Here is a 24,092-nt window from a genome sequence, read left to right as displayed (position 1 = left end):
AATTATGAAAATTACAGAATTATTAACGAAGAAGACAATTCTTCTTGATATTGAAGGAAATCAAAAAGAAACAGCCATAGACCAATTGGTTGGAATTTTATATAAGGCTGGGAAAATTACGAATAAAGCAGAATTTAAAGCAGCGATCTTAAAACGTGAGGAGCAAAGCACAACGGGTATTGGCGAAGGAATCGCGATTCCTCATGCGAAAGTAACGGCAGTTAAAGAAGCGGCGATTGCCTTTGGTAAATCGGCTTCTGGGGTCGATTTTCAGTCGTTAGATGGCCAGCCAGCGCACTTGTTTTTTATGATTGCCGCACCTGAAGGAGCGAATAACACCCATTTGGAAGCTCTTGCTCGTCTTTCAGGGATGTTGATGAACGGGGAAGTAGGCAAAAAATTGTTAAACGCTCGTTCTGTAGATGAAGTAATAAGCATTATCGATAGTTATGATCAAGAGGATGAAGAAGAGCAGGATGTTTCGGACAAGCAGAATGCGGTTGTTGCTGTAACGGGTTGCCCAACTGGAATTGCTCATACGTATATGGCTGCAGACTCCTTAAAAGCAAAGGCGGCTGAAATGGGTGTCAGCATTAAAGTTGAAACGAACGGTTCGGGCGGAGCTAAAAATGTTCTTACAGCTGAAGAAATTGATAACGCTGTCGCTGTCATTATTGCGGCAGACATTAATGTAGAAATGGAACGCTTCAAAGGAAAGCATGTGATTCAAGCAGCTGTCGCAGAGGGAATTCGCCATCCGCAGGAATTGATTGAAAGAGCAGTGAAACAGGATGCTCCGGTTTACCAAGGTAATGCTGAGGTGGACGAGAGGCATGGACAGCAAAAAGCACAACGGAATGGCTTTTATAAGCATCTTATGAATGGTGTTTCCAACATGCTCCCATTTGTTGTAGGTGGTGGTATTTTAATCGCGATTAGCTTTATGTTTGGGTACAATTCTGCTACACCAGGAGATCCAACCTATAATCCGATAGCGGCTGTTCTAAAGACAATTGGCGGTGGAAACGCATTCGCGTTAATTGTTCCCGTTCTTGCCGGCTTTATTGCGCTAAGTATTGCGGATCGACCAGGATTTGCTCCTGGTATGGTGGGTGGAATGATGGCCGCCAGCAGCGGTGCAGGTTTCCTTGGCGGGATGATTGCCGGTTTCCTCGCCGGTTATATAGTTTTACTTTTAAAAAAGGTATTTGCCGGACTGCCACGATCGTTGGAAGGAATTAAAAGTATTTTATTGTACCCTCTTTTTGGTATAGCAATTACAGGATTAATTATGCAGTATGCAATTGATAAACCGGTTATGCTGTTGAACAAGGAGATTACTCATTTATTATCAGGTCTCGGAACAGGGAATGCTATTCTGCTTGGCATTATCTTAGGGATGATGATGTCATTTGATATGGGTGGTCCGATTAACAAGGCTGCCTATGTGTTTGGGACAGGATTACTTGCAAGCGGAGTTTATCAGCCAATGGCAGCAATCATGGCCGCAGGAATGGTTCCCCCACTGGGGATTGCCATTGCAACGACAATATTTAAAAAGAAATTTTCAAAAGAAGATCAGGATGCTGGAAAAGCTTGCTTCGTGATGGGGCTGTCCTTTATTACCGAGGGTGCAATTCCATTTGCAGCAGCCGACCCGCTTCGTGTAATTCCTTCAGTAATGATTGGTTCTGCAGTAGCAGGGGCAATGTCTATGGCATTTGGGATTGGGCTTCGGGCACCACATGGTGGAATCTTTGTTGTACCACTTGTTGAACATGGTGTGCTTCAGTATGCACTATCCATTTTAATTGGCTCGATTGTCGCAGCCTTGTTACTCGGATCTTTAAAAAAACCGATTAAAAGTTAAACTATGACCAGCATGTACGGGGCAGACTAAAACTGCTCCGTTATTTTTTTATAAGGAAAAGGGGGCAACTAAAAATATGCCTTTATGTCATATAAATGGTCTTCAGCTGTTTTATGAGGACAAAGGATCAGGAACACCAATTATTTTTATTCATCCCCCGGGAATGGGACGGAAGGTTTTCTTTTATCAACTCCTTTTAGCCAATAACTTTCGTATCATTTTGCCTGATTTAAGCGGACATGGTGATACAATCGGAAGCAGCGATAGCGTAACGATTTTAGGGCTTGCAGAGGAAATTAGAAGCCTAATGGATGAATTAAAAATCGAAAAGGCCGTAATTTGCGGCTATTCATCAGGCGGGATCATTGCTCAGGAATTGTGTCTTAATCATCCTGATCGGGTGATTGGGGTGATATTAGCTGGCGGGTTTCCAAAGGTACAAGCGACTTTGCTGAAATATGAGCATTTAATCGGGATGTATATGGTGAAACGTTATCCGCGGTTGCTTGCAAAGGGGATTGCTTTTGCACATACAGAATTAACGCCATTAAAAAGAGAGCTAGTAACCCATATGTTAAAAGCAGACCTTACTGTTTGGTTTCAGTTTTATAACCAATCTCTCCATTATGATTGTTTAGAACGGTTAAAGAATTGGGAACGGCCGCTGTTGTTGATTTATGGGAGTAAAGATTTATACAATCAGCATATTAAAGAGTATCAGAAAAGACTTGAAGTACAGACAGTGTTAATAGCTAAAGCATCACATCAAGTGCCAATGAGCAATTGGAAAATGTTTAATCAACTTATTACAGGATTTACTGTCACACAATCTAAATAAAGGACAGTAAGAAACGCAGGAGAGTCAAATTCTCCTGCGTTTTTTTACTGCTTTTGGGGTTCCCCTGGTTTAACTGCCTTTAGGATAACAAATGCAGTTAAAATACTAATGCAACTTAGTACAACAAAAATCCAATGATGAGGATAGTTCATTAATAATGCAATAAAAGGCGGTCCTGCAGCGACTCCAATAAACCGCATCGAGCTATAAAGGGAGGTAACTGTTCCTCGTTCCTCTTTTTCAATTCCCGCAGTTATAAGGGCATCAAGGCAGGGGAGACCCACCCCAATACCGATTCCAGTCACGAGAAACATGGTAATCATAAACCATAATTTTATAGAAAAATATAAGGCTGCAATTGCAATCGCAGCAAGAATGACCCCACCAAAGGTCAGCCATTTCATTAAGATTTTATTCTTTTTGATTACCTTACCAGTTATAAAAGAGGAGAGACATAATGCTCCTAGCGGAAGCGCTAAAAAGAACCCTTTTCTTAAATCTTTTACTCCATATTCCTTTTCAAATACCTCAGAAAGGTAAAATAATACTCCAAAGAGAAGAAACATTAGAATGCCGCCAATAAAAAAAATCGCATACAGCCAGCGTCCCTTTTCACTAAAGATTGTTTTTAAGTTATGTAGAAATTGTTTAAAAGGAACGGGCTTTTCAGTTGTTTTCGGAGATTTTACTAAAAAAATCATTAGGAGTGTAGAAATTATACAAAAGATTGGAAAAGAGAAAAAAGGCAAAAACCAGATAAACCCAGCTAAAAAAGCTCCTAATATCGGACTTAATACCTTTCCAAACGTATTAGAAGTTTCAATAAGTCCAAGTGTACTGCTGATATCATCTTCGCTTTTAAACATATCGCCGACTAGTGGAAGAACGATTGGAAACGCCCCCGCAGCCCCGACCCCTTGAAGAGACCGTCCGGCTAAGATTATCCAATAAGCATTATCCAATTTCCACGCGGCATATCCTGAAATGACGCCCCCTATTCCAGCGATAATAAGACTTGGAATGATCACCTTTTTTCTGCCAATATGGTCTGATAAAAAACCAGCAATAGGAATCAAAATGATCGCAACAATTGAATAAACCGTAATAATCATACTTGTCTGAAAAGATGAAATCGATAACTCCTTTTCCATTGATGGTAAAACTGGAATTAACATCGAATTTCCTAATGTCATGACAAGCGGTATGGACGATAATGATAAAATCGCCCATTTTTGCTTAGAAATTTCATTGGACTTTCTATTCCCCGCAGCAGCCTTTTTTTTGGAAGCTCCCTTTGGGGCAGGGCATAAACGTTCAATATGTTCCATTGAGCTCAATACCGCCTTTTTTTATGATACGGAATCTAGAGATAACTGTCTAGCACCGACGCACAGGACAAGGAAAGCTTCGACAGCTTAGCATCGCATGAAGGGAAAGCGTTAGCATTTTCGAGGATGTGCTAGTGCCGATGTTCCTTTATTAGGGTGCTTTCGCTTTTCTATTTTAATATTGGCTTGTTTATTTTAAAATAACTATAAGAGTTTAATCCTTTTAATGGAAGTTGGCGAATTAGTGTGGGTAATCGAAAAATAATTAATCTTGCGATTGGGAAAACAAAAGACTATATTTGGAATAATATAAAGGAAAAATCGGCTATTGGAAAAACTGCTGTAACCGAAGCAAAATTGACAATATCAGGTTTTACTGGTGATGGAGTCGCGAACCCGGAATTTCACGGTGGGGTGGATCGTGCTGTATGTTTATATCCGTTTGAACATTATCCAAATTGGGAAAGGCTATTTAACAAAAGGCTGCAGCTGCCGGCGTTTGGTGAAAATCTAACTGCCACAGGTATGATGGAAGCGGAAGTATGTATAGGAGATATTTATCAAATAGGGGATGCTGTTATTCAAGTAACCCAAGGAAGGGTTCCTTGCTCGACCATCTCCCAATTTAATCAAGAAGCTCAATTTTTAAAAAAAGTTTTTGAAACAAGTTTGACTGGCTATTTTTTTCGTGTCCTGGAAGAAGGAACGATAAGAATTGATTCCCAAATCGAACTTGTTGAACAGCATGAAAAAAGAATTACCGTACTGTTTGCTGCCGAAACTCTTTTTCATAATCACGATAAATTTGGGATTAAGAAAGTTTTACAGGTGGAAGAGCTGGCAGCTGATTGGAGAAATAGATTCTTGAAGTTAATATGAGCCTTTTGGTCTATTTCGAAAATTATGAATTTAAATCTTGACAATTGATTATAAGTTCATTATTATTGGTTACATAAGTTATTCAAACAAGGGCAATGATAAAGAGTAGTAACTATTATGGATACTTTAGAGAGCTGATGGCTGGTGCAAATCAGTGTAAACGTAATGGCGAATGGACTTTGGAGCCTCCAAACTGAACTCCGTAATGGAAAGTAGGCTTTGGCGAAAATCTCATCGTTACAAGAGATAGGTATTAAGCGTTTTGCTTTGATACCGATTGAGTGAGCTGATTTGTTCGGCTAATGAAGGTGGCACCACGGGTCTTCCGTCCTTTTTGGATGGAGGCCCTTTTTGTATTTAAATTTAATCTAGAAAAGCGTTGCGCAAGAAGAGTACACATTTTAATCATTCTTTGCAGAGAGCCGGGGAAGGTGAGAGCCCGGTAAGAGTGGATTTGTGGAATGGGCTTGCAAGCGGCAGCCTGAACAATAAAGTAGGGCTGCACGGAGTTCCACCGTTAAAAGGATAGGATATCAGTCGCCAGACTAGTATCTGAACAGAGGAAACAGGTTTTTCTGTTTCAAATGGAGGTGGCACCGCGGTCACAAGAATCGCCCTCTATATGCATAAACTTTTTATGTATATAGAGGGCGATTTTTATTTTTCAATAAGGAGAATGAAAATATGAAAATAAATAGTAGCTACGTTGTAAGGGAAGTTAAAGGTGATACGTTAACACCGATTGCGATTTTGCAAAAAATATCTGGTCCTAAAAAGTTTTTATTAGAAAGCTCACATAAATACAATGAATCGGGTCGTTTTTCGTTTATCGGTGCAGACCCGGCCATGGAGTTTTTCTCATCCGGAAATAAAAATGAAATTGTTAAGAGAAATGGAAAGAGAGTTACCATTAACGGAAATCCGCTGGATGTCATTAAAACCTTGCTTCCGAGCAGAGATATAGAGGATTTGCCTTATCCTTTTATATCAGGGGCAGTTGGTTACATTGGCTATGATATTGTTCGTCAACTTGAAGAGATCGGGTCTGAGTTGGAAGATGAATTACAAATGCCTGATACTCATCTTATGTTTTATGAGGATGTAATTGTTTTTGACCATCTTGAAGAAAAGGTATTGATCATTGGCACGCCACTCTTAGAAGAAACAGATGAACAAGAGGTGATGTGTAGAGTGCAAGTAAGGTTAGAGGAACTGAAAAAGCCTTATCTGCATCAAGAAATCGATTCATTTTCCTTTGCAGGGTTCGAGCCTGAGACATCAAAGGAAGAATTTATGAGAAATGTTGAGATTGCTAAAGAACATATTGTAAACGGCGATATTTTTCAGGTTGTTCCATCACAGAGGATGAAATCAGCCTTTACTGGAAACCCTTTATCCCTTTACCGGAAGCATCGTTCCACTAATCCAACTCCGTATATGTACTATATTGATTTTGAAAGCTATACCGTGATTGGTTCATCACCGGAAAGTCTCATTAAAACACGGGGAAAACAAGTCATCACCAACCCAATTGCAGGAACGAGAAAAAGAGGGAAAACGAGCGAAGAGGACCTTACCAATGAAAAGAATTTACAAGCTGATGAAAAGGAGCTGGCAGAGCACAAAATGCTTGTCGATCTAGGGCGGAATGATCTTGGCAAGGTTAGTAAGTTTGGAACTGTCAAAGTGGATAAATACAAAGAAGTGGAGCGTTTTCGTCATGTGATGCACCTTGTTTCAGAGGTCAGCGGTGATCTTAGGGATGATAAAACCCCGTTAGATGCACTTGCTGCTTGTATCCCGGCAGGCACGGTATCAGGGGCTCCGAAAATCAGGGCAATGGAAATAATTAATCATTTAGAAAATTCAAAAAGGGGTCTATACTCAGGTGCAATTGGATATTTATCTGCGAACGGAAATATGGATTTTGCACTTGCGATTCGGACGATGATATTAAAAGATGGAATGGCCTATATTCAGGCCGGTGCCGGAATCGTTTATGATTCGAATCCTGAAATGGAATATGAAGAAACCATCAATAAACTAAGGTCTTTTTTGGAGGGATAACAATGATCCTATTGATCGATAATTTTGACTCATTTACATTCAATCTTTATCAATATTTGGGGGAATTAGGGGAGGACGTAAAAGTAGTTCGGAATAATCAATTAAAGATGGAGGAAATCAAGGAGATGAATCCAAAGGCGATTATTCTCTCACCAGGACCTGGAAAACCCGAAGATGCCGGTGTTTGTGTAGAAGTAGTCCGCAGCTTTTATAAGTCGATTCCGATTTTAGGAATATGCCTTGGACACCAGGCAATCGGGTATGCCTTCGGCGCTGTTATAAAGCGGGCAAGCACCATTAAGCATGGCAAAACATCAAAAATAACCCATGATGGCACCTTATTTAACTACTTATCAAGCCCTTTGGAAGTGATGAGATATCACTCACTCTCAATTGATAAAAGCACGCTGCCGGAAGAATTGGAGTGCACGGCAGAAGCAATGGATGACCAGGAAATAATGGCAATTCGTCATCGAACGTACCCTGTCTATGGTTTGCAATTTCATCCCGAATCGATTGGCACACCATCAGGTAAACAAATCCTTAAAAACTTTTTAGCGGGAACAGAAAGGAAGATGCAAAATGAAGAATTTTTTACTCCAATTAGCTGAACAAAAATCATTTACAGAAGAGCAAATGAAGGAAGCATTTCAAACGGTTTTGCATGATGAAGAAGTAACAGAAAGTGAAATTGCTGCTTTCTTAATGGGCTTAAAATCAAAAGGTGAAACAGTTGAGGAAATTGCAGGAATAGTAAGGGCATTACTGGATTATTCCGTCGGATTTAAAGAAAAATATCCGAATGTTCTGGATAATTGCGGAACAGGCGGCGATGGTTCATCAAGCTTTAATATCAGCACAACCTCTGCGTTTGTCATCGCAGGTGCAGGTATTATGGTTGGAAAACATGGAAACAGAAGCATCTCAAGTAAAACCGGCAGTGCGGATGTTCTGGAGGCTTTAGGCATTGAATTGAATTTACCATTTGAAAAAACGGAAGAAATTCTAAAAGAAATAGGGATTGCCTTTTTATACGCACCGCATGTCCATCCAAAATTGAAAAAAGTTAATGCTGTTCGAAAGCAGCTTAAAATACCAACTGTTTTTAACTATATTGGGCCGCTGACAAATCCAATTAGTCTTGACTACCAAATGCTTGGGGTAAATAATAGGGAAATTCTTGAACCGATAGCTGAAGTGTTAAAGGCACTGGGACGAAAACGGGCAACTGTTTTAAACGGGGCAGGTAACATGGATGAAGCCTCGCTTCAAGGCGAAACCTTTGTGACAATTTTAAATGATGGGGTCATTACATCCAAATCGTTTACTCCTAAAGATATAGGTCTTCCTGAGTATGATAACAGCATGATAAAAGGAGGAGACGCAGCGCAAAATGCCGAAATCTTATTAGGTGTCTTAAAAGGTGAAAAAGGAGCATATCGGGACACTGTATTACTCAATGCTGGGATTGGAATCTTTACTGCGAAAAAGGCTGAAACCATTCAAGAAGGAATTAAAGTTGCAGCTGAGAGTATCGATAGTGGCGCAGCCTTTGAAAAGCTCAACCTATTAATTGAAAAATCAAGTCTGGCTCATAAGGAGGTTATCTAATTGGAAACAATTTTAGACCGGATACTTCATGAAAAAAAAGGAGAAATTGAAAGCTTAAAAGCGAGCAAACAAAAATTTAAAGATTGCTCTTTTCCAAGAAGGTCGTTACTACAAAGGCTTCAAAACGAAGAGGAAATTGCTGTTATCGCCGAATTTAAACGGGCTTCACCTTCAAAAGGCGTGATTAATACGGAAGTTGAACCAGCTGAACAGGCCCAGACATATGAAAAAAACGGAGCTTCAGCAATTTCTGTTTTAACTGACCACACCTTTTTTAAAGGATCATACGAAGATTTAACAGCGGTCAAGGCCGTTGTTGATATTCCGGTACTTTGTAAGGATTTTATTATTGATCCTGTCCAAATTGATGCAGCTGCAGCAAGTGGGGCAGACCTTATTCTTTTAATTGCTGCTGCGATGGATCAAGCGAAATTAAACGAACTTTATCAATATGCAAGAGGTCTTGATTTAGAAGTTTTGTTGGAGGTCCATAATCGTGAGGAACTAGATAAGGCACTAATAACTGGTGCAAGGCTGATTGGTGTAAATAACCGTGATCTAAAAACATTTAACGTTTCATTAGATGTTGTCGGAAAATTAGGACCGTTAGTTAAAAAGGCCGGTGCTTACTTAATTAGTGAAAGCGGCATCCATCAAAAAAAAGATGTAGAGAAGGTAAGGATGGCAGGAGCAAATGGGATTTTAGTAGGGGAATCTCTAATGAAAAGTCCCGATGTAAAACAACTATTAGGGTCCTTCAGACTTCCAGTTAATAAGGTGATCGAGTAATGAAGGTGAAAATTTGTGGAATTACCGATGTTAACACAGCATTGGCAGCGGTGGATTCTGGGGCAGATGCAATCGGATTTGTTTTTGCAGAAAGTAAGCGAAGAATTGAAGAGGAAAAAGCAAGAGAGATTATTGCAGAATTGCCAGACGATATTATGAAAGTCGGCGTATTTGTTAATGAAGAACAAGCGGAAATTGAAAGAATCGCAGCAAAAGTTGGATTGACACATGTGCAATTACATGGAAATGAATCACCTGAATTTTGCAGGGGTCTTTCTTTACCAGTTATTAAAGCCTACAGCGTTGAAGGGAAAGATCGCTTAGCTGAGCTTAAGCAGTTTCCATGTGAATTTCTTTTACTTGATGGACCGAAGGGAAAATACCATGGTGGAAACGGGTTGGTATTTGATTGGAGCATCCTAAAGAATCAGGATTCATTTGGAAAGAAAATTATCCTTGCCGGAGGATTAAACGAGGGAAATGTGATCAAAGCCCTAGGCGAAGCCCAACCATATATGGTAGATGTCAGTAGCGGGGTAGAAACAGACGGAAAAAAAGATGTACAAAAAATACAGAGGTTTATTGATAAGGTGAAAGGCAATCGAACTGGGAGGAAACTACGATGAAATCATATACATTACCAGATGAAAGAGGACATTTTGGCATATTTGGCGGCAGGTATGTACCGGAAACACTAATGAAAGCCGTTCTTGAATTGGATGCTGCTTATGAGGAAGCAAAGATTGATCCGGCATTCCAGGCAGAATTCCAGCGGCTACTATCACAATACGTCGGCAGGCAGACGCCGCTTTATTTAGCAGAAAACCTTACGACCTATGCGGGGGGAGCCAAAATTTATCTGAAACGCGAGGATTTGAATCATACAGGTGCCCATAAAATAAACAATGCTATTGGGCAGGCTCTCTTAGCAGTTAGAATGGGAAAAAGAAAGATTGTCGCTGAAACGGGTGCAGGTCAGCATGGTGTTGCCACAGCAACGGTGTGTGCATTAATGAATCTTGAATGCATTATTTTTATGGGCGCGGAAGATATTAAACGGCAGGCATTAAATGTTTTTCGAATGGAATTGCTTGGAGCAAAGGTCGTTAGTGTTACATCAGGTAGTTCCACTTTAAAGGATGCAGTAAACGAAGCCCTCCGCTATTGGGTTGCAAATGTGGATGACACCCATTATCTTCTCGGTTCTGTTGCCGGACCGCATCCTTTCCCGAAAATCGTTCGTGATTTTCAAAGTGTGATCGGAAAGGAAGCAAAGGAACAATTTCTTGAGCGGGAAGGAAAACTCCCTGAGGCACTCGTTGCAGCGATTGGCGGCGGCAGTAATTCAATGGGATTGTTTTATCCGTTCGTTGAAGATAAGGAAGTTAAGCTTTATGGGGTTGAAGCTGCAGGTAAAGGGATTGATACAGACTATCATGCTGCTTCGTTGACAAAGGGCAGACCAGGAGTCCTCCATGGTGCTCTCATGTATGTATTACAGGATCAGGATGGTCAGGTTCAAGAAGCCTTCTCAATTTCCGCAGGTTTAGATTATCCTGGTGTTGGTCCGGAGCATAGTTATTTTAAGGAAACCGGTCGTGCCGTTTATGAATCCATTACGGACAAAGAAGCACTCGAGGCATTTGGAATTTTGACGAAGCTGGAGGGGATTATTCCAGCTCTCGAAAGTTCTCATGCTGTTGCATATGCGCTAAAGCTAGCTGCAACAATGGATAAAACTGAAAGTATTATCGTCTGCCTTTCTGGAAGAGGCGATAAGGACGTCGATCAGGTCAGAGCAATCATGGGAAGGGAGAATAAAGCATGAACCGAATTCAACAAGCATTTAATGACTTAAAGACAAGAAACCTAAAAGCATTTGTTCCATATATTATGGCTGGAGATGGTGGGCTGGATTGTCTGACGGAACGTCTTCACACACTGGAAGCATTTGGCGCCACCGCTGTTGAAATTGGCATCCCGTTTTCTGATCCGGTTGCTGACGGACCAACAATCCAATTGGCAGGGATTCGCTCGCTTAAAAATGGAACAACTTTAACGGCAATTATTAAAGAAGTTGCAAAGGCCAGGGGATCGGTCCAAGTACCACTCGTGATGATGACCTATATGAATCCCGTATACACATATGGGATTGAAACATTTGTTCATGATATCAAGCAGGCCGGAATTGACGGCTGTATTATTCCTGACTTACCGGTTGAAGAGGAAGACATCATTGCTCCGCAGTTGAAAGAAGCAGGTATTGAATTGATTCGACTTGTAACGATGACAACTCCTCTGGACAGGATTGAAATGATCGCGAAAAAAGGGAATGGCTTTCTGTACACGGTAACTGTAAAGGGAATAACGGGTGTAAGACATGAATATGATCATGATTTAGGGAAATTTTTAAAAGCCGTAAAGGATGTTAGTCCTATCCCGGTTTTGGCTGGCTTCGGAATTTCAAACGAAGATCAGGTAAAAGAATTGGCCTCTTATTGTGACGGGGTTATTGTCGGAAGCAAGATCGTTGAGTTATTTGAAAAAAATGATATACCATCATTACAAAACTTACTAACCGTACTCCAATCAGATCAAAAAGTAGTAAAATAATGAAAAAATCCACTCGGAAGAGTGGATTTTTTCATTATCTAGAAGCTTAATAAGTGCCAATTGTTACAGCATGCGAAAAAGTTTTTCATTATAATTTAGTGGAAGCTGAAAACAAAAAGGGATACGTGTAAGGGTGAGGGATTGTGAAAATATATGAAACCATTATTTCTATATTAGATGAAAAAGGGCCATTATCCATTCCCTTGATTTGCTATGAGGTAAATCAGCTGAGGGTGTCAGATCATGATAAACCTTTATTGCCATCACATATTAAGTCGATTGTAACCCGAAAAAAAGATTTATTTCATATGAAAGAAGGAAATATTTCCATTGCACCAGATAAATATCCTTATTTTTTAGCTGTTATTCTGGATGGTGATGAAGGTATAACCTATCAAGTGAATATAAACTTTTCCAAAAAAAGCTTTTCATTTTTTGAATGGATTAATAAAGGAAATAGAAGACGAGAAAGAGAACCTTACCTAAGGGTGCTAGGGAATATAGATGAATGTAAACGGGAAGTAATTGCTATGAAAATATGGGAGTGGGAACCATTTTATGGAACAGGAGTAGGAATTACCCTGGGAAAAACGAATTGGAAAGTAAAGCTTAAAACGAAAAGTAAAACATATGTCAGTGAAGGAGCTGATTGTTATCCGGAAAAATGGCCTGAATTTTGCCAATCAATCGGAAAGCTTACTGGGGAACCGTTTACTTATTAGTACTTTTCCTATTAGTCCCTACGTCGCTAAACGGGAACTTGCGTTTTTTTATACGTTTGCTCTATTTGATTATCTTCTATATAATTGTCATATACACGTTTTGATAGGATTGTTGATATCCTAAGAAAAATCTAAGTGTTTATTGAGACTTCCTAAAAGGAAGTTTTATTTATTAAATAGGAGCGTATTTACTTTGAATGATATAACAGTTAAAGAGCTTTATCAAATAGATCATCCGGTTGTCATTGATATTCGTGCCCCGATTGAATTTGAAACTGGTGCCATTCCAGGTGCTATTAATGTCCCTTTGTTTACCAATGAAGAGAGACAGGAAATTGGTACTATCTATAAACAGGTGGGACAGGATCAGGCGAAGTGGAGGGCGATGGAAATTGTCTCCCCTAAAATTCCTTTTTTACTGCAATCAATTAAGGATGCAGCAGGAGCAGGTGAAGCACATGTGCACCCAATAGTTCATTGTTGGCGGGGAGGGATGCGCAGTAAAGCAGTGGTCACGTTTTTAGATTTTGCGGGAATTCACGCTAAACGACTGTCTGGTGGTTATAAAGCCTACCGGCAATTTATTCTAGAGGAAATTCCTAACCTGATTCCCGAAATGGCTGTCGTGATCCATGGGCTCACGGGGGTAGGTAAAACAGAAATTCTGAAAATCCTTGAGCATCGTGGATATCCTGTTTTGGATTTAGAGGGCATGGCCCGTCATCGCGGCTCGATTTTTGGAGGTGTCGGCTTAGGGAATGGACATAACCAAAAACAGTTTGATTCTCTTTTATTTCAAAAGGCTAAAGAAATCAGCGGAACAGCTTATTTTTTAATGGAAGCGGAGAGTAAACGGATTGGGAAAGTTACCCTGCCTGATGAATTAATGGAAAAAAAAATGAACGGCATCAACTTTCATGTGCATATGCCAATCGAGCAGAGGGTAAGCCATATTGCTAAAGAGTACATTGTTCCTTATGAACAAGAACCGTGGTATTTTGATGTTATAAAAGAGTCGCTTGAAAAAGTCTTTAGAAGGTTAAAGGACGTTGATATCAAAAAAGAGCTGGAAGAAAATCTTGAACGCCGCCAGTATAAAGAGATGATTCAAGCATTGCTTGAAGGATATTATGATCCTATGTACGATTACAAGCGCCAAGAGTATTCAGGGGAATTTTTTGATATTTATGCGGAGAATCCGCTTGATGCAGCAAACCAAATAGCCGCCCAAATGGAAAAGTTATCTTTAATGCCTCAATTCGTTTAAACATACTTTTCATCAAATTTTAATGTAACTTTCATTTGCCTCTTTTAAAAAGTAATTAAAATATAGAAGTATGGAAAAAGGGGATTTGCATCGGCGTACGAACAGTAAATCGATCTCATTAGTGCTTAGAAGTGTATTTTCTGCTGCTAAGAATCCTTCTCACCACTAATGAAAGCCTTTTTGTCTAACACATGCTCTCCCTGCATGTGTTTTTCTTTTATTAGGCAATTTTATAATCTTCCATTAAAATGATTTTAAAAAATTTAAAGTGTGAGTGTGAATAGGATGCCAAGGATCTTAATTATTGAAGATGAAAAAAATTTATCTAGGTTTATTGAGCTTGAACTGCAATATGAAGGATATGAAACTAGGGTTTGTTTTGATGGGAGAAGCGGCTTTAATCTGTCGCTGTCAGAAGAATGGGATGCTATCCTATTAGATTTGATGTTGCCAGAATTAAATGGTTTAGAGGTGTGCAGGAGACTAAGACAAGCCAATAAAACGGTTCCAATCATCATGATTACGGCAAGAGACAATGTACTTGATCGTGTTTCAGGACTTGACAGCGGTGCGGATGATTATCTTGTGAAGCCGTTTGCTATCGAAGAACTTTTAGCAAGATTAAGGTCATTGCTTCGACGAGTAGGAGCATTATCCTCAAAAGAATTAACCACCTTAACCTTTAAAGACCTATCTGTTGAATTAGAATCATGTGTTGTTAAAAAAGGGGATCAAATAATTGCTCTTACAAAGCGGGAGTTTGATTTATTAGTGATTTTTATGAGAAATATCAATATCGTTCTAACAAGGGAAGTACTTTTAAATAAGGTGTGGGGATACAATACTGGAGTCGAGACAAACGTAGTTGATGTGTATGTTCGCTACTTAAGAAACAAAATTGACAATCAAAATGATGCAAGTTATATCCAAACAATCCGTGGTACAGGGTACGTGATGAGATGATAACGAATTTACGAAGACTTTCTCAAAAAGGTTCCTGGCAAACAAAATTAATTTTGAGTGGGTCAGTCGCCATATTTCTGACGTTTTCTCTTTTTAGTCTATTGGAATACAATTCTGTTTCTAAGTGGATGTTGACACGCGAAGAGCTGATTGTTAAAAAAACAATAGCGGATATTACAACTTATTATAAGGGCCAAGGTAAGATACTGACGGAAGATGATATTAGAGACAGTAATCAGTTTATAAAAAAGATGAACGACAAGGATCAGCTTATCCGCATCTATACTGTTAAAGGAAAGATACTTGTTTCCGATAAAAATGGAGTGTTTCCGGTGTTAGAACCTGCCCCTGTTACGAAGCAAAAGCTTGAAAAAATTACAACAGAGGATAATGAAGCAATCGTAGCCAAGTATCCTTTAAAAGTGAACGGCTTTACGGGAACCATCGAAATTGTCCGAGAATTAAATTCCTATCAAAAAATGATGGACCACCTCTCTGTTGTCATGTTAGGCTTTGGTGTTGCAGCTATTCTCTTTAGTGCTTTATGCGGCTTTTTTCTCGCTAAGCAGCTTCTCAGGCCGATCAGGAATCTAGCTGACACCATGAAAAGTATTAAAGAAACCGGCTTTCAAGGAAGAATGGATGTATATAAACAAAAAGATGAGCTTAGCGACCTTTCCATTCTTTTTAATGAAATGATGGACCAGATAGAACATTCATTTATCCACCAAAAACAATTTATTGAAGATGCTTCACATGAATTAAGAACGCCTGTATCGATTCTGGAAGGGCATCTCTCGTTATTAAATCGTTGGGGTAAAAAAGATCCCGCTATCCTTGATGAATCACTTAATGCTTCACTCTATGAAGTATCGAGGTTGAAAAAACTGGTTGTTGATTTACTTGAGCTAACAAGAGCAGAAAATCTTAGAACGTCTATGGCACTAGAAATAGTGGATATTGAGCAGATGCTGCAAAAGCTTGTTAAAAATTTGGGAATGATTCATCCAGACTTTCAATTTGATTTAAAGGTGGGACATCCATTAAGGATGATTTGGATAATAGAACAGCACCTGCAGCAAATTCTGATTATTTTATTGGACAATGCAATAAAGTATTCGGGAGAAAACAATAAAATTCAGATCATCGCAAAACAATCCAAACATGAAACGATCCTTGTAGTTGAAGATTTTGGAATAGGTATACCAAAAGAACATGTTTCAGATGTATTTAACCGTTTTTATCGAGTAGATAAAGCTCGAAGCCGTGAAAATGGCGGAACCGGATTGGGGCTTTCAATCGCAAAAAGAATCATTTCAAAATATAATGGGGACATTATCATTGAGAGTCAAGAAGGGAAAGGAACAAAGGTCACCGTTATTTTACCAGACCATGATTTTGCAAAGTTCTAATCGCAGCAGGTAAATAACAAAAGTGCAAGCGCCGCTGGAGCTAGAACAAAAAACAACAACGTTTGCAGTTGTTGTTTTTTGTTCTTTATTCTAAAATTTCAGTGAAATCACTTTACGTTTAGGTATTCATTGCTCGTTCTTTAATCGGAGTTAATCCTCGACGGACAATTTCATCCTTCAAAATCCTAATCCATTCTTTTTCCTTGCCAGATTTCAATGCATCCCGATACGAAACGATCAACTGTTCGTTACTCATTATTTTCAATCTAAAATGCCTCCCCGGAAAATGGATTTAATATTCAGTTTTTTATATTGTAATGGTTTTTTTAAAATTTGAAAAGACCCATTGGAAATTTTTCATAAATTAGACTATTATTTAAAAATGGTGGTGGTCAATCCGTATTTTTAAGGGCTGGCAGATCAAAATGAGGAGCACCTATAAATAATGTTGCAACGAAACAGTTGCCTTATTATACTAAAAGATGGACAAAACTAGAAAGGGTGGCAAAAATGATTCATTTAACATGGCACGATCGGAAAACAGTAAAAAAGGTAAAATGTGTTCATACAGATGCAAAAAAATATATTGTTAATCATGCGTTAACCACTGGTAAGATCTACGAAGTTAAGAATGAAACAGAGGAATTTTATTTTATTATTGATAATACCGGAAAAGTCGGCGGATTTTATAAGGAATATTTCCAGAATGCCTAAAAGAAATGCCTAGCCATATGGCCAGGCATTTCTTTTTTGTACTCTTTTCTATTTTACATCAGGGAAAACTCTGCGGACTGTTTGCGAAAATTCAGTGAAAAATCCTGACACAGGCTTTCCTGCTCTTATATCATTTGCGTAACCGCGCATATGGTTATAAAAGTCTGGATTCGCAGAGACAAACACACGGTCGATGTCCCGGTCTACTGATTTTACTTTTGAAGAAATCCTTTTTTCAAGGCCGTTTGTTAATTTTTCCCCATTTGCAAGCTTTACAGCCGCATAAGCATTGTTATCGGTAACAATGATATTTGCGGAGTCCACCTCGCGCATATCAGCAACTTTGTTTGCAGCTTGATCTGCTATACGCATTCTTGATCTTCCGTCGTTGTCATTATTTACGATACCGTTGTCGTTTCTAACAACATTTCCGTTATTGTCGCGCAAATCCGTTCTATTAAGATTTGTGTCATTAACATCTCTTACCCCGGGACGATTTGGATAATCTACCCTGGTAGGCTGCATTCCATTTTTATTTCGATAGGCGACATTGTCATCATTCACATTGTTTCTTGCACAGCCGGCTATTCCAATACTGAGTAAAATCGATCCAATCATAAATAACTTTAACTTCATGTTTATAGTCCCCTTTCATGTTTGTTCAAAAATAGGATGCCAATTCGTTAAAAAACTATGCAGGATTGATTCGTGAAATCAAGAAAATTTGTTATGCTAAAATATGATATTTGAAAAATCCATTATCGAGGTGTTTTGTTTGATTTACCTATTTATTGGCATCGGCGGGATTGTGGGCAGTATACTGCGGTATTGCTTAGCATCAGTAACTTCCTATCTTTGGAATGAAAATTTCCCATTAGGGACCCTTTTGATTAATGTAACAGGAGCCTTTTTGCTGGGGTGGTTTACTAATCGCTTTGTCGTACGTCAAAAGCTCCATCCCTATTTTTTAACTGCTTTTACAAGTGGTGTTGTGGGTTCTTATACCACCTTTTCGACCTTTTGTGTGGATACTGTTAAACTAATCGAACAAGGTGCCTATATTTCTGGTTTGTTATATATGGCTGCGAGCTTATTTGGCGGTCTTTTGTTTGTCAAACTGGGAATGAGACTTGGCGAAAAAAATAGTAAAATGGGGGAGTGCTGAATGATTGAGAGTTTTTGGGTAGCTGCAGGCGGCTTTTTTGGAGCGATTTGCCGGTTTATTTTATCAAGAAGCTTGCAAAAGAAGAGAATATTTCCAATTGGTACGTTGGTAGTGAATTTGATAGGCGCCTTTCTTTTAGGATTGGTAGCAGGAATGCAAGTGAAAGGGCATAGCTATTTCCTGCTTGGTATAGGTTTTTTGGGGGCATTTACAACCTTTTCGACCTTCAAGCTTGAGTCAGAACAATTAAGGAAAAAGAAGAAAATTAGTTATTTTTATACATATTTGGCAATTAGTTATATTTTTGGAGTTGGGCTAGCCTATGTCGGAATAGTGATTGGAAAAAACATAATATAAAAAAAGAAAGAAGCATGAAACTTAATGCTTCTTTCTTTTTTTCGTTGCAACGTTCTTCTCTACAATTACTTCGGCCGCTGGTGTAGGTGCAGGATATAGCTTTCTGCTTACATATGTTTGAATAATTAAGAACATACCACCAACCACCCAATAAAGAGGGAGGGCTGCAGGAGCTTGAAATGAAAACATAACGATCATAATCGGTGACATCAGTCCCATGTATTTCATTTGTGCCTGCTGGGCAGCAGGCATGGTTGTTTGTGAGACTTTAAATTGAAAGTAATAAATGACACCGGCAATGAGCGTTAAAGCGATATCTGGGTGGCCAAGGTTAAACCATAAAAAGGAGTGGGAAGCAATTTCCTTAGACCCACGAATTGCGTAATAGAAACCTGTTAAAATTGGCATTTGAATCAAAATTGGTAAACAGCCCATATTTAGCGGATTTACACCATGTTTTGAATAAAGGCCCATCATTTCCTGCTGTAATTCTTGTTTCTTTTTTGCATCAGTTTCTGTTTTTATTTTCTTTTGGATGACATCCATTTCAGGCTTCAAGCGATCCATTTTTTCTTTCATTGCCATTTGCGTTTTATACTGTCTTAACATTAATGGCGCTAAGACCAATCTAATAATGAGCGTAATGAAAATAATCGATAAGCCAAAGCTTCCATTGAACAGAGCTGCTACGGCATGAATCGAGATTCGGAAGGGTTCCACGAAATAATGGTTGAAAAATCCAGTATTGCTTCCGCCTTGGGCTGAACATGCTGATAATAATAAGGTAGTTACTGCTAATAGGATTATTGTTGTAATTGTTGAACGTTTAATTTTCATATTTCCTCCTGAAAAGTTGTAAGATGATGTCTTAAATAAAACAGCAGGAAATAGGCTTTTCAGAATCATCCTGAGAATATTTTTGTCTACGAATATATTTAACAATGCGAGTTAGAATAAAGTTTTGATTAAGCCGGCTTCTTTTCTTATAAAAGTAAAATGGGTGAATAATTTTTCCACTTGCAGGATTAGAAAGAGAACCGATAAATGCAAATTTGACATTCCAAGCCCAAAAAAATTTGAGCGTAATCCCAATCGAAATACTGATATAAAGTGCGTTTAGGGTATTGATATCGGCTGAATCAATAATCATCTGTAACAAAACTATTCACCTCACTTGTTGGCTAATCAATATTTCTATACAATAAATTCTGATTGTGCAGAAATTAGGCTGCGCCTCTGTTTTTTTGCCGCATATATGAGTATATAGGAGAAAGAAGAAAGAATCAATTTAATCCTTATGAAATAACGAAAATTGAAGATACTACCACATTAATAGTTTAACAGATTTGCATCACCAATAAGTGATTGTATCAAAAATGCCCATAATGATAAGAAAGAAGCCAGCTGATTTTTGTACGGTCAAGCCAATTTTTCTGCTTTTTTTCATTAGAGAACCATTGAAACCTAGAAACCAAATAATAACCATAAAAATTATCAGCGGCAGGGAGGTACCGATTGCAAAAATAGATGGTAAAAAAGCACCATATGATGTGGCTAGTACTAGCGGCATTAAAGTAAGAAAGAAAAGGACAAACATCGTCGGGCAAAATGCAACCGAAAAACTAATACCCATCAGAAACGAACCCCACACTCCTCCGCTAGATTGCTTAGGAATAAGGGAGAAGAGGCGATTCAGCCAGTTTAGCTTAAAAATACCAACCAAAAATAGACCTAAGAGGATAATAAATGGGCCCATTAACTTCCGAAAGACAGCAAAAAAGCTAGTAATCGATGTTTGAAACTCGTGACCTATTAGCCATACAGCTAACCCTAAACCTGAGAAAGCAACCACCTTGCCAAGGATAAACATAAATGCTTCAAACCATTGCTTTTTTGTTTGCAGACTTTTGTTTCCATAGAAAGTAATCGCACTAATATTGCCTGTAAGCTGACAGGGGGCAAGTGCACCGATTAACCCTAGTAAAAAGGCAGCAAGAAGGGGAAGCTGTTTTGTATTATTAAGCAAGACAAAAAAGGGACTACTTAGAAATTGGCTAATGGAGCTTAACAAGGAGTACATGTTTTCACCTTTCTTTTGCAAACGTTAGTATGATATTCAACATTACGATACTATAAATTTATCAAAAAAGTTTGCAGATGAAAGGATTGTCACTGTTTTGTAAAACAAAACACCGATTCAATTATGAATCAGTGTTTTAGGCAATCGTTAAAAGTTATTTTGTAATCGACGGTTGCCTCAATGATTGGGTTAACATGTTATAAGCAAAGGTAACCTTTTCTGCGCTGGGTGGATCCACATTTTTTAACGGATAATCATGCGAAAGGGCCTCCCATTTATAAACGCCGAGCTTGTGATAGGGAAGAATTTCCACCTTTTGAACATTTTCGAGAGTCCCAATGAATTCGCCAAGCTTTTGCAGGTCTTCAGGATCATCGGTTACAGTTGGAACTAAAACATGGCGAATCCAAACAGGGGTTTTTCGATCTGAAAGAAATTTTGCAAATTCCAGAATATGGTCATTGGCCATCCCGGTCAGCTTTACATGTTTTTTACGGTCAATATGCTTTAAATCGAGTAAAATAAGATCGGTATATTTCAGTAACTCCTTCAGGTTTTTCTGGAATTGTTCCTTATTGGAAAAACATCCCCCGGAAGAATCAATGCATGTATGAACTCCCAATTTTTTGCATTCTTTAAACAAATCGATTAGGAAAGGGATTTGCAGCAAGGGTTCACCACCGCTGACAGTTATTCCGCCACCGGAAGCCTCAATAAAAGGGAGATAAGATTTTACATCACTGATAATCTCCGAAACGGACATTAGTTTTCCAGTCCCGATCTCCCAAGTATCTGCATTATGGCAAAATTGACAGCGGAGCAGACACCCCTGAGTAAATACCACGTATCGTATTCCTGGTCCGTCAACTGTTCCAAAGCTCTCAGTGGAATGAATATTTCCGATTATCATTTATAAAATCTCCCTTCAATTGAATAGGCAGGGGAGCGGCTATTTAAAATCGCTTCCCAAAGTTTTGGCTGTGTTAAAGGTCATTGTTGATTTTGTTGATTGGAGCGGAAGGCGCGAGACTCCTGCGGGAGTACAGGGCAGGGGAGACCCCGCAGGCGCCCCAGCGCAGAGGAGGCTCCCCGGACTGCCCGCGGAAAGCGAAGCGCCTGAAGCGGAAATCAACAGACAAGTTCAACACATCCGAAGTCTTAGGCAATAGACTCATGGAATGTTCTATTAATTACATCTAATTGCTGTTCTCTTGTTAGTTTAATAAAGTTTACAGCATAACCAGAAACACGAATCGTTAATTGCGGATATTCTTCAGGATGTTCCATGGCATCCAACAATGTTTCTTTATTTAATACATTGACATTTAGATGGTGTCCTTCTTTAACAGTATATCCATCTAACATAGCCACTAAGTTATTTACCTGACTGTCTTCATCTTTTCCTAGAGCTTTTGGAACAATCGAGAATGTATTTGAAATACCATCCATTGAATAGCTGTAAGGAATTTTAGCAACTGATGAAAGGGAAGCCAGAGCACCATGAGTATCACGGCCATGCATTGGATTTGCTCCTGGTGCAAGTGGTTCGCCGGCACGGCGGCCATCTGGTGTGTTGCCAGTTTTCTTACCGTAAACAACGTTAGAAGTAATGGTAAGAATAGACATCGTTTGAATTGAATCGCGGTATGTTTTGTTTTTACGGAGTTTCTTCATGAAACTCTTAACAAGTTCTACTGCAATGCTGTCAACGCGATCATCGTTATTTCCGTATTTAGGGAAATCTCCTTCTACTTCAAAATCTACAACAATTCCATTTTCATCTCGGATTGGTCTTACTTTCGCATATTTAATTGCGCTTAAAGAGTCTGCAACAACGCTCAAACCGGCAATTCCTGTTGCCATGGTGCGGATAATTTTTGTATCGTGAAGGGCCATTTCAATACTTTCATAACAATACTTGTCATGCATATAATGGATGATATTTAAGGTGTTAATATAAAGACCTGCTAACCAATCCATCGTATTATCAAACTTTTCCATCACTTCATTGTAATCTAGAACATCTGAAGTAATAGGGGCTGTTGCAGGGCCAACCTGAACTTTGTGTTTTTCATCTACATTTCCATTAATAGCATATAGAAGGGCTTTTGCTAAATTTGCACGTGCACCGAAGAACTGCATTTGTTTTCCGATTTCCATTGCAGATACGCAGCATGCGATACCATAATCATCGCCGTACTGAGGGCGCATGATATCATCATTTTCATATTGAATAGCACTTGTTTCAGTGGACACCTTTGCACAGAACTTCTTGAAGTTTTCAGGAAGACGCTTTGACCATAAAACAGTCAAGTTTGGCTCTGGAGCTGGTCCTAAATTACGTAATGTGTGTAAGAAACGGAAAGAGTTTTTCGTAACAAGCGGACGTCCATCTTCTGCCATTCCGCCAATTGATTCCGTTACCCATGTTGGGTCTCCGCTGTATAGTTCATTATACTCTGGCGTACGGGCAAATTTTACTAAACGCAACTTCATGACAAAGTGGTCGACAATTTCCTGAGCTTCCTGCTCAGTCAGAAGAGCATTCTCTATATCCCTTTGTACATAAATATCTAAGAATGTTGAAACTCTTCCTAAACTCATTGCTGCACCATTTTGTTGCTTAACAGCACCCAGATATCCAAAATATAACCATTGGAATGCTTCAACAGTGTTAGAAGCCGGTCTTGAAATATCAAATCCATAGCTTTGAGCCATTTGTTTTAATTCATTCAATGCTCTTATTTGTTCAGAGATTTCTTCTCTTTGTCTGATCACATCTTCGCTCATAACTTTAGTAGTACCGTTTAGGTCTTTTTTCTTTTCTTCAATTAAGAAGTTAATACCGTAGAGAGCTACACGGCGGTAATCGCCGATAATGCGGCCTCGGCCGTAGGCATCAGGAAGTCCGATAATAATTCCAACGTGGCGTGCTGCTCTCATTTCTGGTGTATAGGCATCAAATACACCTTGGTTATGAGTTTTGCGGTAGTCAGTAAAAACCTTTTCAACTTCTTTATCTAATTCATATCCGTATTCTGCTAAGGCTTGTTTAGCCATTTTCACTCCACCGAAAATTTGAAGTGAGCGTTTAAATGGTTTATCGGTTTGGACACCGACTACTTTTTCAAGTTCTTCATTTAAGTAACCAGGTCCGTGTGAAGTAATCGTCGAGACGTTTTTTGTATCCATATCCAGTACGCCGCCATTTTCTCTCTCTTGACTGGAAAGTTCCATTACCTGTTCCCACAGCTGTTTTGTTGCAGTAGTTGCTTCAGTTAGAAAAGAGTCATTACCTACATAAGGGGTAAAGTTCTTCAAAATAAAATCGCGAACGTTAACCTCTTTTGTCCATGTTCCTTTTTCAAAACCTTGCCATTGTTCCATTATCATTCACCTCTGGTTTGTATTGGAAAA

25 protein-coding genes and 2 other annotated features are annotated in these 24,092 nt (G+C 39.0%); of the genes, 17 read left to right on the top strand and 8 right to left on the bottom strand.

The window, feature by feature from the left end:
• Positions 1–4: 4 nt before the first annotated feature.
• Together JN080_RS00700 and JN080_RS00695 are read left to right on the top strand one after the other, a co-directional pair.
• A complete protein-coding gene (locus JN080_RS00700; RefSeq protein WP_256234341.1) occupies positions 5–1,870 on the top strand; it encodes a PTS fructose transporter subunit IIABC in 1,866 nt (621 codons plus the stop codon).
• 76 nt (positions 1,871–1,946) lie between these two features.
• Positions 1,947–2,708: an alpha/beta fold hydrolase gene (locus JN080_RS00695; RefSeq protein ID WP_256233955.1), complete on the top strand. Its 762-nt coding sequence runs from the start codon at positions 1,947–1,949 to the stop codon at positions 2,706–2,708.
• 44 nt (positions 2,709–2,752) lie between these two features.
• Here JN080_RS00695 and bcbE read toward each other — a convergent pair whose 3' ends face one another.
• Positions 2,753–4,036 carry a bacillibactin exporter BcbE gene (bcbE, locus tag JN080_RS00690; RefSeq protein WP_305473512.1) on the bottom strand — a complete coding sequence of 428 codons (1,284 nt, stop codon included), beginning with the start codon at positions 4,034–4,036 and terminating at the stop codon, positions 2,753–2,755.
• A gap of 246 nt (positions 4,037–4,282) precedes the next feature.
• On the opposite strand from bcbE, the gene JN080_RS00685 reads away from it, so the two are divergent.
• From JN080_RS00685 to JN080_RS00630, 12 genes are all read left to right on the top strand, one after another.
• Positions 4,283–4,915, top strand: a complete 633-nt coding sequence (locus JN080_RS00685; protein ID WP_256233954.1) for an MOSC domain-containing protein — start codon at positions 4,283–4,285, stop codon at positions 4,913–4,915.
• 86 nt (positions 4,916–5,001) lie between these two features.
• Positions 5,002–5,251: a binding site (T-box leader), on the top strand.
• Positions 5,252–5,285: 34 nt separating this feature from the next.
• Positions 5,286–5,537, top strand: a binding site (T-box leader).
• 62 nt (positions 5,538–5,599) lie between these two features.
• On the top strand, positions 5,600–6,982 hold the full coding sequence (trpE, locus tag JN080_RS00680; protein WP_256233953.1) for an anthranilate synthase component I: 1,383 nt from the start codon (positions 5,600–5,602) through the stop codon (positions 6,980–6,982).
• A gap of 2 nt (positions 6,983–6,984) precedes the next feature.
• Positions 6,985–7,593, top strand: coding sequence for an anthranilate synthase component II (locus JN080_RS00675; protein WP_256233952.1), 609 nt, complete (start codon positions 6,985–6,987; stop codon positions 7,591–7,593).
• Positions 7,565–8,593, top strand: coding sequence for an anthranilate phosphoribosyltransferase (gene trpD / locus JN080_RS00670; protein WP_256233951.1), 1,029 nt, complete (start codon positions 7,565–7,567; stop codon positions 8,591–8,593). The genes JN080_RS00675 and trpD overlap by 29 nt, the downstream gene beginning before the upstream one ends.
• Positions 8,594–9,382, top strand: coding sequence for an indole-3-glycerol phosphate synthase TrpC (trpC, locus tag JN080_RS00665; protein ID WP_256233950.1), 789 nt, complete (start codon positions 8,594–8,596; stop codon positions 9,380–9,382).
• Positions 9,382–10,008, top strand: a complete 627-nt coding sequence (locus tag JN080_RS00660) for a phosphoribosylanthranilate isomerase (RefSeq protein WP_256233949.1) — start codon at positions 9,382–9,384, stop codon at positions 10,006–10,008. The genes trpC and JN080_RS00660 overlap by 1 nt, the downstream gene beginning before the upstream one ends.
• On the top strand, positions 10,005–11,210 hold the full coding sequence (trpB, locus tag JN080_RS00655; RefSeq protein ID WP_256233948.1) for a tryptophan synthase subunit beta: 1,206 nt from the start codon (positions 10,005–10,007) through the stop codon (positions 11,208–11,210). Before JN080_RS00660 ends, trpB begins: the two co-directional genes overlap by 4 nt.
• Positions 11,207–11,995, top strand: a complete 789-nt coding sequence (trpA, locus tag JN080_RS00650; protein ID WP_256233947.1) for a tryptophan synthase subunit alpha — start codon at positions 11,207–11,209, stop codon at positions 11,993–11,995. Before trpB ends, trpA begins: the two co-directional genes overlap by 4 nt.
• Before the next feature lie 143 nt (positions 11,996–12,138).
• Positions 12,139–12,717 (top strand): hypothetical protein, encoded by a 579-nt coding sequence (locus JN080_RS00645; protein WP_256233946.1) that lies wholly within the window; start codon positions 12,139–12,141, stop codon positions 12,715–12,717.
• 193 nt (positions 12,718–12,910) lie between these two features.
• A complete protein-coding gene (gene mnmH, locus JN080_RS00640; protein WP_256233944.1) occupies positions 12,911–13,984 on the top strand; it encodes a tRNA 2-selenouridine(34) synthase MnmH in 1,074 nt (357 codons plus the stop codon).
• 285 nt (positions 13,985–14,269) lie between these two features.
• The gene (locus JN080_RS00635) at positions 14,270–14,947 is read left to right on the top strand and encodes a response regulator transcription factor (protein WP_256233943.1); all 678 of its coding nucleotides are present in this window, start codon (positions 14,270–14,272) and stop codon (positions 14,945–14,947) included.
• Positions 14,944–16,359, top strand: coding sequence for a sensor histidine kinase (locus JN080_RS00630; RefSeq protein ID WP_256233942.1), 1,416 nt, complete (start codon positions 14,944–14,946; stop codon positions 16,357–16,359). The genes JN080_RS00635 and JN080_RS00630 overlap by 4 nt, the downstream gene beginning before the upstream one ends.
• Positions 16,360–16,477: 118 nt before the next feature.
• Here JN080_RS00630 and sda read toward each other — a convergent pair whose 3' ends face one another.
• Positions 16,478–16,615 (bottom strand): sporulation histidine kinase inhibitor Sda, encoded by a 138-nt coding sequence (sda, locus tag JN080_RS00625; RefSeq protein ID WP_375141569.1) that lies wholly within the window; start codon positions 16,613–16,615, stop codon positions 16,478–16,480.
• 254 nt (positions 16,616–16,869) lie between these two features.
• Between sda and JN080_RS00620 the strand changes: the two genes are divergently transcribed.
• Positions 16,870–17,073 carry a DUF6501 family protein gene (locus JN080_RS00620; protein WP_256233940.1) on the top strand — a complete coding sequence of 68 codons (204 nt, stop codon included), beginning with the start codon at positions 16,870–16,872 and terminating at the stop codon, positions 17,071–17,073.
• 48 nt (positions 17,074–17,121) lie between these two features.
• Here JN080_RS00620 and JN080_RS00615 read toward each other — a convergent pair whose 3' ends face one another.
• Positions 17,122–17,709 carry a YhcN/YlaJ family sporulation lipoprotein gene (locus tag JN080_RS00615; protein WP_256233939.1) on the bottom strand — a complete coding sequence of 196 codons (588 nt, stop codon included), beginning with the start codon at positions 17,707–17,709 and terminating at the stop codon, positions 17,122–17,124.
• A gap of 139 nt (positions 17,710–17,848) precedes the next feature.
• On the opposite strand from JN080_RS00615, the gene crcB (JN080_RS00610) reads away from it, so the two are divergent.
• Together crcB (JN080_RS00610) and crcB (JN080_RS00605) are read left to right on the top strand one after the other, a co-directional pair.
• The gene (gene crcB, locus JN080_RS00610; RefSeq protein ID WP_256233938.1) at positions 17,849–18,238 is read left to right on the top strand and encodes a fluoride efflux transporter CrcB; all 390 of its coding nucleotides are present in this window, start codon (positions 17,849–17,851) and stop codon (positions 18,236–18,238) included.
• On the top strand, positions 18,239–18,595 hold the full coding sequence (gene crcB, locus JN080_RS00605) for a fluoride efflux transporter CrcB (RefSeq protein ID WP_256233937.1): 357 nt from the start codon (positions 18,239–18,241) through the stop codon (positions 18,593–18,595).
• A 21-nt stretch (positions 18,596–18,616) separates the two neighbouring features.
• Here the strand turns inward: crcB (JN080_RS00605) and yidC are convergent, their stop codons facing one another.
• The 5 genes from yidC to pflB all read right to left on the bottom strand — a co-directional run bounded on the left by yidC (position 18,617) and on the right by pflB (position 24,062).
• Positions 18,617–19,432, bottom strand: coding sequence for a membrane protein insertase YidC (gene yidC / locus JN080_RS00600; protein ID WP_256233936.1), 816 nt, complete (start codon positions 19,430–19,432; stop codon positions 18,617–18,619).
• A 31-nt stretch (positions 19,433–19,463) separates the two neighbouring features.
• Entirely contained in the window at positions 19,464–19,754 is a 291-nt protein-coding gene (locus JN080_RS00595; protein ID WP_256233935.1) for a hypothetical protein, read from the bottom strand.
• Between the two features lie 192 nt (positions 19,755–19,946).
• Positions 19,947–20,675, bottom strand: a complete 729-nt coding sequence (locus JN080_RS00590; RefSeq protein WP_256233934.1) for an urease accessory protein UreH domain-containing protein — start codon at positions 20,673–20,675, stop codon at positions 19,947–19,949.
• 154 nt (positions 20,676–20,829) lie between these two features.
• A complete protein-coding gene (gene pflA, locus JN080_RS00585; RefSeq protein ID WP_256234339.1) occupies positions 20,830–21,582 on the bottom strand; it encodes a pyruvate formate-lyase-activating protein in 753 nt (250 codons plus the stop codon).
• A gap of 251 nt (positions 21,583–21,833) precedes the next feature.
• A complete protein-coding gene (pflB, locus tag JN080_RS00580) occupies positions 21,834–24,062 on the bottom strand; it encodes a formate C-acetyltransferase (RefSeq protein WP_305473496.1) in 2,229 nt (742 codons plus the stop codon).
• Positions 24,063–24,092: the final 30 nt, after the last annotated feature.

Source organism: Bacillus sp. EB600, assembly GCF_024494385.1.
Classification (GTDB): domain Bacteria; phylum Bacillota; class Bacilli; order Bacillales; family Cytobacillaceae; genus JAEVLT01.
The sequence above is the reverse complement of the archived record's forward strand: the minus strand, read 5'-3'. Positions and strand labels throughout refer to the sequence as shown.

Bases quoted from the DNA above. Each gene is read 5' to 3' on its own strand.
- JN080_RS00700 (WP_256234341.1), top strand. From the start codon at position 5: ATGAAAATTACAGAATTATTAACGAAGAAGACAATTCTTCTTGATATT.
- JN080_RS00695 (WP_256233955.1), top strand. From the start codon at position 1,947: ATGCCTTTATGTCATATAAATGGTCTTCAGCTGTTTTATGAGGACAAA.
- bcbE (WP_305473512.1), bottom strand. From the start codon at position 4,036: ATGGAACATATTGAACGTTTATGCCCTGCCCCAAAGGGAGCTTCCAAA.
- trpE (WP_256233953.1), top strand. From the start codon at position 5,600: ATGAAAATAAATAGTAGCTACGTTGTAAGGGAAGTTAAAGGTGATACG.
- JN080_RS00675 (WP_256233952.1), top strand. From the start codon at position 6,985: ATGATCCTATTGATCGATAATTTTGACTCATTTACATTCAATCTTTAT.
- trpD (WP_256233951.1), top strand. From the start codon at position 7,565: ATGAAGAATTTTTTACTCCAATTAGCTGAACAAAAATCATTTACAGAA.
- JN080_RS00660 (WP_256233949.1), top strand. From the start codon at position 9,382: ATGAAGGTGAAAATTTGTGGAATTACCGATGTTAACACAGCATTGGCA.
- trpB (WP_256233948.1), top strand. From the start codon at position 10,005: ATGAAATCATATACATTACCAGATGAAAGAGGACATTTTGGCATATTT.
- trpA (WP_256233947.1), top strand. From the start codon at position 11,207: ATGAACCGAATTCAACAAGCATTTAATGACTTAAAGACAAGAAACCTA.
- JN080_RS00635 (WP_256233943.1), top strand. From the start codon at position 14,270: ATGCCAAGGATCTTAATTATTGAAGATGAAAAAAATTTATCTAGGTTT.
- JN080_RS00630 (WP_256233942.1), top strand. From the start codon at position 14,944: ATGATAACGAATTTACGAAGACTTTCTCAAAAAGGTTCCTGGCAAACA.
- sda (WP_375141569.1), bottom strand. From the start codon at position 16,615: ATGAGTAACGAACAGTTGATCGTTTCGTATCGGGATGCATTGAAATCT.
- JN080_RS00620 (WP_256233940.1), top strand. From the start codon at position 16,870: ATGATTCATTTAACATGGCACGATCGGAAAACAGTAAAAAAGGTAAAA.
- JN080_RS00615 (WP_256233939.1), bottom strand. From the start codon at position 17,709: ATGAAGTTAAAGTTATTTATGATTGGATCGATTTTACTCAGTATTGGA.
- crcB (WP_256233937.1), top strand. From the start codon at position 18,239: ATGATTGAGAGTTTTTGGGTAGCTGCAGGCGGCTTTTTTGGAGCGATT.
- yidC (WP_256233936.1), bottom strand. From the start codon at position 19,432: ATGAAAATTAAACGTTCAACAATTACAACAATAATCCTATTAGCAGTA.
- JN080_RS00590 (WP_256233934.1), bottom strand. From the start codon at position 20,675: ATGTACTCCTTGTTAAGCTCCATTAGCCAATTTCTAAGTAGTCCCTTT.
- pflB (WP_305473496.1), bottom strand. From the start codon at position 24,062: ATGGAACAATGGCAAGGTTTTGAAAAAGGAACATGGACAAAAGAGGTT.